The organism is Burkholderia sp. S-53, from assembly GCF_025560745.1.
GTDB lineage: Bacteria > Pseudomonadota > Gammaproteobacteria > Burkholderiales > Burkholderiaceae > Burkholderia > Burkholderia pyrrocinia.
The window spans coordinates 882,449-893,241 of record NZ_CP090483.1 but is presented as its reverse complement, the minus strand read 5'-3'; the positions used below and the strand labels follow the sequence as shown (position 1 = coordinate 893,241).

Here is a 10,793-nt window from a genome sequence, read left to right as displayed (position 1 = left end):
CGGCTACGGGCAGAATGGCCCACGCCCCGGCATGTGTCACGCCGTTGCCGCTTCGTACGCCGACACGACCTCTTCCGTCGGCCCGAAAGCGCGTACACGGCCACGCTCCATCCAAAGCACCTTGTTGCACACCTTGCGAATTTCCGAGTTCGAGTGCATCGCGAGCACGACGATTTCCGCACGGCTGTGCAGGTCCGCCAGTCGCGCTTCGGCCTTGTGCATGAACGATGCGTCGCCGACTCCCATCACTTCGTCGAGCAACAGGATCTCGGCATCGACCGCCGTCGATACTGCAAACGCGAGCCGAACCTTCATCCCGCTGGAGTACGTACGAATCGGCAGGTCCAGATAATCGCCGAGCTCGCAGAATTCCGCGATTTCACCCTGCTTCGAGCGAATCTCCGCATCGGACATGCCGAGCAATAGCCCTCTGAGCCGAATGTTCTGTATGCCGGTCGAGTTCTCGTCCATACCGAGGCCGATATCAAGCAGCGGCACCACCTTGCCTTCACGCGACAACTGGCCCGCCGTCGGCGGATAGATACCCGCCATCGCACGCAGCAATGTCGATTTCCCCGCGCCGTTGTGTCCGATCAGACCCACGCGATCGCCACGTTCAAAGCGGAAACTCACTTCGTCGAGCGCACGCACGACGATCACGCCGTCGTTGCCCTCGGCGATCCTGTTGCGACGCCCCATGCTGAGCACCTGCTTCTTGAGCGAGCGCCCCTGCACGTCATAGATCGGCAAATCGAGCGTTACGCTCTGCAATTCGATAAACGCCATATCGTCTCTCTCAGACCCAGTACGGAATGCGCTTCAGATAACGTCCAGTCATCAACAGGGCAACAGGCCACCCGATCGCTGCCATTCCGACCGTGACCCCCCAGGTCAATTCACTGGGCATCTGCCCGATCAGAGGGCTCCGCACGAGGTCGATCAGATACGCGAGCGGATTCCACTCGACAATGAACGAAAAGCGATTCAGCGCATTGGGGCGGAAAATGATCGGTGTCACGTAGAACGCAACCTGAAGCAATGCGCTCACGATCTGCGGCAGATCGCGAAAGCGTGCCGACAGCAGGCTCACCAACATCGCGATCCACGTGGCGTTCAGGATATACACCAACAGTGCCGGAATGAACACCGGCAACGTCTCCCAACTCTTCACGCCGTAGATTGCCAGCAGCGCGATGACGATCACGAAGTTGTGGCCAAGGACGATCAGATTCCGCCACACGACCTGCAGGATATAGATCAGTTTCGGCGTGGCCATTTGCCGAATATAGGGCGCGCTGCTGATGTACGCGACGCTGCCTTCCACGATGGTCGTCGAGAACAAGCCCCACAGCACGATGCTTGCGGCAAGAAACGGCAGATACTCGTTCATCTTCTGCCCAAACAACGTGCCGTAGACGACGCCCAGCGACGTAATCATCACGCCCATACTGATCGTCAGCCAGAACGGCCCCAGGCGCGAACGCGCATAGCGTTGCCGAATTTCAAGCCAGCCGAGCAGCGTCCACAACCGCCACGCCGTGATGCTTTTCTTTAGGTCAGCCAGTGAGAGGGTCAGCATGCAAGCTTTCAAAAATGAAGGGATAGAATCACAAGACAAATATCGTCAACCATGTCGGAGCGCTCCGGCACCGGCAATGAACCCATGCAGACCCGGCAGCGACAGCCGCAAATGGGTCAGGCGAGACCACATGATTAGGATCATGTGGCTTCCCCCAGGAGTACACGGCAAGCGCCACCTCGGACCCTGCCACGTCAGATATTGCAAATGGCGACATCATCTGATGTCGCCGCAGGCCCGGCATTTTACCCGGTCACCATGCCCGCCAGAGTCATCTGATGGTAATTTTCACGGGGAAACCGGCAATTATAAGAAGTCTCCTGACACAAAAGCCATGCTGCTAACAACTTGAAACAGCGGCACGAACCCGCATCGACCACGAAAAACACCTGCCCGATCAATCCTTTCGGATGGGATGGCACTTTCGCGAACAGCGCATTTTGTCGAACTTTTTCCTACCGTACGCCCAGATTTGCACTCCATTGACCCTATGACCCCTCCCCCCATCGCCATCGGCGACATCCAAGGCTGTCATTCAGCTTTCCAGTCGCTGCTCGACCGGCTTTCGCCCCCCGCCGACACCCCGCTGTGGATCGCCGGCGACGTCGTCAACCGCGGGCCGGACTCCCTCGCCGCGCTACGCGCGCTCGTCGACCTCGGCCCACGTGCGACCGTCGTGCTCGGCAATCACGACCTCCACCTGCTGGCGGTTTCCGCCGGGCTGCGCACCGAACGCCCGGGCGACACGATCGGCGAAATCCTCGACGCGCCGGATGCCGAAGCGCTGCTCGACTGGGTCCGTCACCGCCCGTTCGTGCATGCCGACAACGGGATGCTGCTCGTGCACGCGGGCGTGCTGCCGCAATGGGATGCCACACTCGCGCTCGAACTCGCCGACGAACTCCAGCGCGCGCTGCGCGCACCCGACTGGCGCGACACGCTGCAGAAGCTGTACGGCAACGAGCCCAATCAATGGAGCCGGGATCTGAAGAAACGCGACCGGATGCGCGTCGCGTTCAACGCGTTCACGCGCCTGCGCTTTTGCACGCCCGACGGCGTCATGGAATTCAAGGCCAACGGCGGCCCCGACAGCGCGCCGCCCGGCTACCTGCCGTGGTTCGACGTGCCGGGGCGCCGCACGGAAGACGTGACGGTCGTGTTCGGGCACTGGGCCGCGCTTGGCCTGATGCTGCGCGAGAATGTCGTCGCGCTCGATTCGGGATGCGTGTGGGGAAACCAGCTGTCGGCCGTGCGACTGACGGCCGATCCGGCGCAGCGCACCGTCACGCAGGTGCAGTGCGAAGCGTGCATCGCGCCGGGCGGCGAATGATTACACGCCGATTCGTACGACCGGGAAGCGCCTCAACCCTCGCGCCCCGGCACCGGTTCGTCGGCCGCCCCGTCGCCTGACGTGCCGGCGCCGAGCTCGGTCGCCGGATACGCATGCTTTGCCAGCTCCGCGAGCGACTCGGCCGACGGCTTGCCGACCTTTTCCTGCAACGTCGCGAGCGCGGCCGCGATCGCGTCGCGCGCCGCGGCGGACGTCGTCCGCCGGTCGCCGCCCGGCGCGATCGGTTCGCACACGTACAGGTGTGCAATGAGCGGGCCGCCGCGCAGCACCATGTCGAGCGACGTGCCGAGCGACAGCTCGCCCGTGTAGGCCGGCGCGACCGACTGCCGCCGCTGCGCGTCCTCGTACATCAGGCAGATCGGCTGCACCGCGCAGCCGGCCGATACCGCGGCCTGGAACAGGTTCGCATGAAACGGCAGCAGGTCCTGCCCGTCGGACGTCGTCCCTTCCGGAAACACGCACATCACGCCGCCGTTGCGCAGGCGCTCGGCCATCTCGTGCATGATCCGCATCGCCTCGGTGCGCTTCTCGCGCTGCAGGAACACGGTGTCGAGCTTCTCGGCGAGCCAGCCGACGACCGGCCACTGCCGCACCTCGGCCTTCGACACGAATGGCGTCGGCCGCCACGCGTTGACCGCATAGATGTCGAGCCACGACACGTGGTTGCCGACGACGAGCGCGCTCGCGTCGAGCCGCGCGCCGTCGTTGTGGACGACGACGCGCATCCCGCAGATCCGCAGCATCTTCAGCGACCAGCGGCGCGTCATCTCGGCGCGGCGCGCGGGCGTGACGTGCGAAAAACGCAGCGCAACGATCGCCATGCCGCGCAACAGGTGAAAGACGAGACGCAGCTTGCGAAAGGCGGTCATGGCAGAGGTCCGGCGTGGTTCAGTTGCGCTCGAACGCGATCTGCCCGGCGACGAGCGTCGTACGCACGCAGGCGGGCAGTTCGTAGCCGAGGAACGGCGAGTTGTGGCCCTGGCTCTTCAGCGCACGCGGCTCGACGCGCCAGTGCGCGCGCGGGTCGAACACGCACAGGTCGGCCGCGCCGCCTTCGGCCAGGCGGCCCGCCGGCAGCTGCAGCACGTCGGCCGGCGCGGACGTGATGCGGCGCAGCGCCTGCGCGAGCGGCGTGCGCGTCTCGTCCGCCCACTTCAGCGTCAGCGACAGCAGCAGCTCGAGCCCCGTCGCGCCGGGCGTCGCTTCGCCGAACGGCAGCAGCTTCTCGTCGTCGTCGACGGGCGTGTGGTCGGAGCAGATCGCGTCGATCGTGCCGTCGGCGAGCGCCACGCGGATCGCTTCGCGATCGCGCTCGCTGCGCAGCGGCGGGTCGAGCCGGAACTGCGAATCGAAATAGCCGATGTCGACGTCGATCAGGTGCAGGTGGTTCACGCCGACGTCGCAGGTCACGGGCAGCCCCTCGGCCTTCGCCGCGCGCACGAGCGCGAGGCCGGCCGCCGACGACAGCCGCGCGAGGTGCACGCGCGCGCCGGTCACGCGCATCAGTTCGAAGATCGTGTGCAGCGCGATCGTCTCGGCCGCGACCGGGACGCCGGACAGCCCGAGCCGCGACGCGAGCGCACCGCTCGCGGCGACGCCGCCGCGGCCGATGAACGCATCGAGCGGGCGCAGCCACGTGGTGTAGCCGTAGGTGCTGGCGTACTGCAGCGCACGAAGCAGCACCTGCGTGTCGCGCACCGGCACGTTGGCATGCGTGAAGCCGACGCAGCCGGACTCGGTCAGCGCGACCATCTCGGTGATCACTTCGCCCTTGAGGCCGACGGTCAGCGCGCCGAGCGGATGGACGTTCGCCTGGTGCAGGTTGCGCGCGCGGTACTTGAGCATCTCGACGAGGCCCGGCTCGTCGAGCACGGGATCGGTGTCCGGCGGGCACACGAGGGTCGTGACGCCGCCCGCGACGGCCGCGGCCATCTCGGATGCGAGCGTCGCCTTGTGCTCGTAGCCGGGCTCGCGCAGCCGCGCGCACAGGTCGACGAGGCCGGGCGCGACGATCAGGCCCGACGCGTCGATGGTCTTCGCGGCGTTGAAATCGGCCGGCGCCGCCGTGCCGGCCTCGGCGATCGCTGCGATCTTGCCGGCCGCGACGAATACGTCGGCCTGCCGCTCGGTGCCGGCGACCGGGTCGATCAGCGTGCCGCCTTTGATATGAATCTTCATGCGCTGTCTGTGAATGCGTTGATTGCGTGAATAAGGATGCGCGAAAGCGGGCTCAGTCGCTGTTGCCGGCGACGATGCCCATCACCGCCATCCGCACGGCGATGCCGAACGTGACCTGGTTGAGGATCACCGACTGCGGACCGTCGGCGACCTGCGAGTCGATCTCGACGCCGCGGTTCATCGGGCCCGGGTGCATCACGATCGCGTCGGGCGCGGCGAGCGCGAGGCGCTCGGGCGTCAGGCCCCAGGTCTTGAAGTATTCCTGCGCGGACGGCAGCAGCGCGCCGCTCATCCGCTCGTTCTGCAGGCGCAGCATGATGATCACGTCGACGCCCTTCAGCCCTTCGTCGAGGTTGTTGAACACCTTCACGCCCATCTGCTCGAGGCCGCCCGGCAACAGCGTGCGCGGGCCGATCGCGCGCACTTCCGGCACGCCGAGCGTGGTGAGCGCGTGAATGTCGGAACGCGCGACGCGGGAATGGAGGATGTCGCCGACGATCGCCACGCGCAGCTTCGTGAAGTCGCGCTTGTAGTGACGGATCGTGTACATGTCGAGCAGGCCCTGCGTCGGGTGCGCATGACGGCCGTCGCCGGCGTTGATCACGTGCACGTGCGGCGCGCAGTGCTCGGCGATCAGGTACGGCGCGCCGCTCGACGCGTGGCGCACGACGAACAGGTCGGCATGCATCGCCGACAGGTTGTTGATCGTATCGAGCAGCGATTCGCCCTTGCTCGTCGACGATGCGTTGATGTTCAGGTTCAGCACATCGGCCGACAGGCGCGTCGCGGCGATCTCGAAGGTCGTGCGCGTACGCGTCGAGTTCTCGAAGAACAGGTTGAAGACGGACTTGCCGCGCAGCAGCGGCACCTTCTTCACCTCACGGTCCGTCACGCTGACGAACTGCTCGGCCGTATCGAGGATGTGGTTGACGATCGAGCGCGGCAGGCCCTCGATCGACAGCAGGTGCTTCAGCTCGCCGTTTTTCGTGAGCTGCGGGTTGCCCTTCAGGAAACCGTAGCGGAACCGGTCGGGGCTCGCGGCCGCAGCGGGATTGCCGGTGCGGCCAGTGGTGTCGGTGGTCATGGTGTGCGTGATTCCAACTATGCAAACGGGCCGCGGTGCAAACCAGCGGCCCGGGATACGGTTTTGCGTGTCGTTCAGGCGCCGTGCGCCTCGATGCGCAGCGTGAACTGCGCGTCTTCGTCGCGCGCGAGCACGAGCGTCGCGCCGGCCGGCACGTCGAGCGTGCCGCCCGCGAAGCGTGCGGCGACCGGCAGTTCGCGGCCGTCGCGATCGGCGAGCACCGCGAGCTCGACCGCGGCCGGGCGGCCATAGTCGAACAGCTCGTTGAGCGCCGCGCGCACGGTGCGCCCGGTGTACAGCACGTCGTCGACGAGCACGATGCGCGCGCCGTCGACGTCGAACGGCAGCGACGTCGGGCTGGCCTGGCTGTGCAGCCCTTTCTTCGCGTAGTCATCGCGATGCAGCGCGACGTTCACGACGCCGAACGCCGGCGCGCCGAGATCGCGCGCGAGGCGCTCGGCGAGCCACGCGCCGCCGCTGTAGATGCCGGCGAGCCGTGGGCCGCCCGGTTCGGCGAAAGCCGTGCCGTACGCAGCGCGGATCTGGTCGAGCAGGACGCGGTAAAGCGCGTCGGCGTCAATGGTGCTCATGGTCGGACAATTGATCGAGATACTGTTGAAGGATGACGCGCGCGGCTTCGGCATCGAGCATCTCGGCGCGTGCGCGGCCGCGCACGTTGCGCTCGCGCAGCCCGGCCTCGGCCTCGACCGACGAATAGCGCTCGTCGACCCACGTGACGGGCAGCCCGAAGCGGCCGTTCAACTGGTTGCCGAAGCGTTTCGCCTGTTGCGTCATGTCGTGCGGCGTGCCGTCCGGATGCATCGGCAAGCCGACGACGAGCGCGTCCGGCCGCCATTCGGCCAGCAGGTCGCCGACCGCCTTGAAGCGGTGCTCGCGGTTCAGGTTCTGGATCACGACGAGCGCGCGGGCCGAGCGCGTCAGCGCATTGCCGATCGCGACCCCGATTCTCTTTTCGCCGTAGTCGAACGCCAGGAGCGTCGCATCGCGCGCGCTCGCGCCACTCATGCGTGCCCTGCCTCGCCGGACAGCATCGACGAGCTGACGCCGAGCAGGCCCAGTGCGGCTTCGAAGCGCTCCTCGGCCGGCGTGTCGAACACGATGCGCGGATCAGCGGCGACCGTCAGCCAGCCGTTGCGGGAAATTTCTTCCTCGAGCTGCCCTGCGCCCCAGCCCGCATGGCCGAGCGTCAGCAGGAAGCGCTTCGGGCCGGTGCCCGTCGCGACCGCCTCGAGCACGTCCTTCGACGTCGTCATTTCCAGCCCGCCGTCGACGGACATCGACGAGTTGTAGCTCGCGCCCTCGACCGGCTCGTGCAGCACGAAGCCGCGCTCGGTCTGGACCGGGCCGCCGAAGTACACGGGGATGTGCAGCAGCGGCTCGATGTCGAGCTTCAGGTCGATGCGGTTGAACAGCGATTCGAGGTCGATGTCGGTGGGACGGTTGATGACGAGGCCGAGCGCACCGCGCTCGCTGTGATCGCAAAGGTAGACCACCGTTCCCGAGAACGTCGGATCGGCCATGTTCGGCATGGCGATCAGGAACTGGTTGGTGAGGTTGATGCGATCGGAAGGCTTTGACATGGTTTGAATTTTAGCAAAGACGCCGCGGCCTGACCGGGCCGCGATCAACAAGCAACGCCGCGCCGCGCTGGCAACGGCGCGCGCGGATCACATGGCACTCTAACACGCGCGCGGGCACTGTCGGCAGCGTGTTGCGGGCCCGTGCGGCAAGGGCCGCGGCCGCGTGTCCGTCCCCTTGTTCGTCAGGTCCGGCCGAGCGCCGCGCCGAGCGCTGCGGACGCCGCGGTCAGGTCCGGCGGCGCCACGCCGGCCGCGATCTTCAGCAGCGCCGCGCGCAACATGTCGGACGCGTGACCGTGCGCGTCGAGGCCGCCGTCGGCGAGCGGTACGCCGTGCGCGGCACGGCGCCACGCGAGGCCGAGCGTGTCGGCCAGCAGCGCCGCGTGGCCGAGCCCGAGCGCGCACGCGGCCGTACCGACCCGGTAGGCGGCGCCGGACGCGTGCCACGCGGCACCCGCGTCGGCCGCGGCCGGATCGGCCGCGAGGTCGACCATCGACGCATCGGCGGTCTGCAGGAAATCCTCATACGCATGCGCATTGACGGTCACGACGCCGAGCGTGCGGGTCGGCGCGACGGCGACCGCGTCCTGCTCGGCCCGCGCGGCATCGGCCTCCCACAGCGCTTCGGACGCCGGCGTGCCGGCGACGTGCCAGTCGACCGTCAGCCCGTAGTCGTGCAGCACGTCGACGAGCGCGACGTCCTCGGCCGCGGCGCCGAACAGCGCGAAATCGCGCCACAGCAGCGCGACCGTCTCGCGCACGAGCTCGGGCGGCGCGCTGCGGCGGCCCTGCGCATGCTCGCCGAGCAGCAGGTTCGTCCGCGCGAGAAAGCGCTTCAGTTCGGGCGCGCCGGTCGCGCGCAGCGCACGCAGGCACGCGGCCGCGAGCCGCCAGAAATCGTACGGCCCATCATCGGCCAGCGCGGCCTGCATCGCATCGAGTTCGTCGAGCGCCGCGTCGGGCGCGCCGTGCTGCGCACGCAGCACGCCGAGCAGCGCCTGTTCGTAGCGGGCGCGTACCCGGGTCGCGAACTCCTCGGGCAGCACGCGCAGCGTGGCCGGCGGCACCGCGCGGCCGACGAGCGCGAGCGCGTCGAGCGGCGTGCTCGCGCGCAGGTCGGCGGCGCTTTGCGCACGCAATGCACGGAAATGATCGAAGAGAACGGGCGAACAGGCGAGCTCGCGCAGGTTGTGGCGGCCGACGGCCGCGCGGAAATCACGCAGCGCGGCCTGCCAGCCGGCCGAAGTCGGCTCGGCGACGACGAGCGGCGCGGCGGCCGACAGTTGCCCGGCGAAACGCGCAGCCGGCAGCCAGCCGGCTTCCGCCAGGACGGCCGCCGCAGCGGACAGCGGCGCGGCCGCGTCGTCGTGCCGCTCGAATGCGTCGGCGGCCGCCGCAAGCCACGCGTCGGCCGCGCGCACGGCCCCGCCGCGCGGGTTGGGCAGTGCGTCAGGGAGGGGAACGTTCGCCGGATCGGACGTCATGGACACGCGCGCCTGTCATCGTCAAGCCGCTCGCGCGAACCTCGGCGCGCGAGCGCCGGGCCGATGCGAGGCCGGAGCGGGATGTCCGTGGGCCGAAGGTCCGGTCAGATCTGGACCATCTCGAAGTCTTCCTTGCGGGCGCCGCATTCGGGGCACGTCCAGTTGATCGGGACGTCTTCCCAGCGCGTGCCCGGGGCAATGCCCTCTTCCGGCAGCCCGGCTTCTTCGTCGTAAATCCAGCCACAAATCAGGCACATCCAGCTCTTGTATTCCATCTTAAGCCGCGTCGGGAAAGTCGGTAAATTCGGGAGCCATGATGGTACCGTGTCGGGGCCGGACTGCCTAGCAATCGCGCTGGAGTACGGCAACTACGTTGCGCTGCGCTAAAAAATCCGTCGTGCGGGCCGGATTCCGCCGCATAATGGCTGAAAAGTGCGGCCTGCCGGGCAACACAGGGCCGAAACAGCCCATTTCGCCTCGCCGTCCGCATCTCCGTCGCTTTCCCGTTTTTCTCTTGCCCCATTTTTACATGTCCAGCAACGCCCCTCCGATCGTCCTCACCTTCGGCCTGTCCGATCCCACCGGCGGCTCCGGCCTCCAAGCCGATCTGATGACCCTGGCGAGCATGGGCTGTCACGGCGTGTCCGTCCTGACGGGCTACACCGTGCGCGACTCGGCCGCCTGCGACGAAGTGACCGGCCTCGATCCCGACGTCGTCGCCGCCCAGGCGCGCATGCTGCTCGAGGACATGCCGGTCGCCGCGTTCAAGATCGGCGCGGCGACACGTGCGGAAGTTGTCAGCGCGATCGCCGAGGTGGTCGCCGACTACGACGGCGTGCCGCTCGTGCTTGCGCCGGACTTCACGCTCGACGACGAACACGTGCTCGCGGCCGACGACCTGCGCGAGTCGATCGCCGACCTGCTGGCGCCGCAAACGACGCTGCTGGTTGCCGACTACGCGACGCTGATCGCGCTCGCGCAGCCGGACGGCGACGCCGAGGCGCCGAATCTCGACGCGGCCGTGTCGCACCTGCTGTCGCAGGGTTGCGAGTACATCCTGTCGTCCGAAATGGGCTCGCACCGGCTCGTCAACACGCTGTACGGCGAGGAAGGCCAGCTCCGCGAGGACATGTGGGATCGCTCGCCGCACCGTCTGATGGGCATCACCGACACGCTCGGCGCGGCCATCGCGGCACTGCTCGCGAACGGCCAGGAGCCGCCCGAAGCGGTCCGCGAGGCGCAGGAGTACCTGTACCAGGCCGTGCGCGACGCGTTCCGGCCCGGCATGGGTGCACATATGCCCGACCGATTCTTCTGGGCGCGCAGCAACGAAGACTCGGACACGCCGCCGGCCACGAAGGTCGACCCGGTGCCGAGGACGTCGCACCGGCATTGAGTCGGGCGGCGGCGGGCATGCTCCGCCGTCGCGCCGGACTCAGCGCTCATCGGGCGCGACGCCCGGCCGGCCGGTGCATGCATTCGGTCCCGCGCGCAAATAAAAAAAGACCCGCATCGC

The 10,793-nt window shown here is 67.7% G+C and carries 12 protein-coding genes; 2 read left to right on the top strand and 10 right to left on the bottom strand.

Annotated elements, in window-relative coordinates; translation table 11 throughout:
* Nucleotides 1-36: 36 nt before the first annotated feature.
* Together LXM88_RS09170 and LXM88_RS09165 are read right to left on the bottom strand one after the other, a co-directional pair.
* Nucleotides 37-786, bottom strand: a complete 750-nt coding sequence (locus LXM88_RS09170) for an ABC transporter ATP-binding protein (RefSeq protein WP_262541566.1) — start codon at nucleotides 784-786, stop codon at nucleotides 37-39.
* A 10-nt stretch (nucleotides 787-796) separates the two neighbouring features.
* Nucleotides 797-1,579, bottom strand: coding sequence for an ABC transporter permease (locus tag LXM88_RS09165; RefSeq protein WP_262541565.1), 783 nt, complete (start codon nucleotides 1,577-1,579; stop codon nucleotides 797-799).
* Nucleotides 1,580-2,069: 490 nt separating this feature from the next.
* On the opposite strand from LXM88_RS09165, the gene LXM88_RS09160 reads away from it, so the two are divergent.
* Entirely contained in the window at nucleotides 2,070-2,909 is an 840-nt protein-coding gene (locus LXM88_RS09160) for a symmetrical bis(5'-nucleosyl)-tetraphosphatase (protein WP_262541564.1), read from the top strand.
* Between the two features lie 32 nt (nucleotides 2,910-2,941).
* Here the strand turns inward: LXM88_RS09160 and LXM88_RS09155 are convergent, their stop codons facing one another.
* The 8 genes from LXM88_RS09155 to LXM88_RS09120 form a co-directional block, all read right to left on the bottom strand.
* Entirely contained in the window at nucleotides 2,942-3,799 is an 858-nt protein-coding gene (locus LXM88_RS09155) for a lysophospholipid acyltransferase family protein (protein ID WP_262541563.1), read from the bottom strand.
* A gap of 19 nt (nucleotides 3,800-3,818) precedes the next feature.
* The gene (locus LXM88_RS09150) at nucleotides 3,819-5,108 is read right to left on the bottom strand and encodes a dihydroorotase (RefSeq protein WP_262541562.1); all 1,290 of its coding nucleotides are present in this window, start codon (nucleotides 5,106-5,108) and stop codon (nucleotides 3,819-3,821) included.
* A 52-nt stretch (nucleotides 5,109-5,160) separates the two neighbouring features.
* On the bottom strand, nucleotides 5,161-6,192 hold the full coding sequence (locus LXM88_RS09145) for an aspartate carbamoyltransferase catalytic subunit (RefSeq protein ID WP_027783704.1): 1,032 nt from the start codon (nucleotides 6,190-6,192) through the stop codon (nucleotides 5,161-5,163).
* A gap of 74 nt (nucleotides 6,193-6,266) precedes the next feature.
* Nucleotides 6,267-6,782, bottom strand: coding sequence for a bifunctional pyr operon transcriptional regulator/uracil phosphoribosyltransferase PyrR (gene pyrR / locus LXM88_RS09140; protein ID WP_262541561.1), 516 nt, complete (start codon nucleotides 6,780-6,782; stop codon nucleotides 6,267-6,269).
* Nucleotides 6,769-7,218, bottom strand: a complete 450-nt coding sequence (ruvX, locus tag LXM88_RS09135) for a Holliday junction resolvase RuvX (RefSeq protein ID WP_027788201.1) — start codon at nucleotides 7,216-7,218, stop codon at nucleotides 6,769-6,771. The genes pyrR and ruvX overlap by 14 nt, the downstream gene beginning before the upstream one ends.
* On the bottom strand, nucleotides 7,215-7,793 hold the full coding sequence (locus LXM88_RS09130; protein ID WP_006491354.1) for a YqgE/AlgH family protein: 579 nt from the start codon (nucleotides 7,791-7,793) through the stop codon (nucleotides 7,215-7,217). The genes ruvX and LXM88_RS09130 overlap by 4 nt, the downstream gene beginning before the upstream one ends.
* A gap of 182 nt (nucleotides 7,794-7,975) precedes the next feature.
* The gene (locus LXM88_RS09125) at nucleotides 7,976-9,277 is read right to left on the bottom strand and encodes a hypothetical protein (protein ID WP_262541560.1); all 1,302 of its coding nucleotides are present in this window, start codon (nucleotides 9,275-9,277) and stop codon (nucleotides 7,976-7,978) included.
* A 104-nt stretch (nucleotides 9,278-9,381) separates the two neighbouring features.
* The gene (locus LXM88_RS09120) at nucleotides 9,382-9,552 is read right to left on the bottom strand and encodes a rubredoxin (protein WP_004186709.1); all 171 of its coding nucleotides are present in this window, start codon (nucleotides 9,550-9,552) and stop codon (nucleotides 9,382-9,384) included.
* Nucleotides 9,553-9,806: 254 nt separating this feature from the next.
* Here LXM88_RS09120 and LXM88_RS09115 point away from each other — a divergent pair, with 254 nt between their 5' ends.
* Nucleotides 9,807-10,673, top strand: coding sequence for a hydroxymethylpyrimidine/phosphomethylpyrimidine kinase (locus LXM88_RS09115; protein ID WP_048251533.1), 867 nt, complete (start codon nucleotides 9,807-9,809; stop codon nucleotides 10,671-10,673).
* Nucleotides 10,674-10,793 lie beyond the last annotated feature (120 nt).

Coding starts and splice junctions, on each gene's coding strand:
- LXM88_RS09170 (WP_262541566.1), bottom strand. CDS start 786: ATGGCGTTTATCGAATTGCAGAGCGTAACGCTCGATTTGCCGATCTAT.
- LXM88_RS09165 (WP_262541565.1), bottom strand. CDS start 1,579: ATGCTGACCCTCTCACTGGCTGACCTAAAGAAAAGCATCACGGCGTGG.
- LXM88_RS09160 (WP_262541564.1), top strand. CDS start 2,070: ATGACCCCTCCCCCCATCGCCATCGGCGACATCCAAGGCTGTCATTCA.
- LXM88_RS09155 (WP_262541563.1), bottom strand. CDS start 3,799: ATGACCGCCTTTCGCAAGCTGCGTCTCGTCTTTCACCTGTTGCGCGGC.
- LXM88_RS09150 (WP_262541562.1), bottom strand. CDS start 5,108: ATGAAGATTCATATCAAAGGCGGCACGCTGATCGACCCGGTCGCCGGC.
- LXM88_RS09145 (WP_027783704.1), bottom strand. CDS start 6,192: ATGACCACCGACACCACTGGCCGCACCGGCAATCCCGCTGCGGCCGCG.
- pyrR (WP_262541561.1), bottom strand. CDS start 6,782: ATGAGCACCATTGACGCCGACGCGCTTTACCGCGTCCTGCTCGACCAG.
- ruvX (WP_027788201.1), bottom strand. CDS start 7,218: ATGAGTGGCGCGAGCGCGCGCGATGCGACGCTCCTGGCGTTCGACTAC.
- LXM88_RS09130 (WP_006491354.1), bottom strand. CDS start 7,793: ATGTCAAAGCCTTCCGATCGCATCAACCTCACCAACCAGTTCCTGATC.
- LXM88_RS09125 (WP_262541560.1), bottom strand. CDS start 9,277: ATGACGTCCGATCCGGCGAACGTTCCCCTCCCTGACGCACTGCCCAAC.
- LXM88_RS09120 (WP_004186709.1), bottom strand. CDS start 9,552: ATGGAATACAAGAGCTGGATGTGCCTGATTTGTGGCTGGATTTACGAC.
- LXM88_RS09115 (WP_048251533.1), top strand. CDS start 9,807: ATGTCCAGCAACGCCCCTCCGATCGTCCTCACCTTCGGCCTGTCCGAT.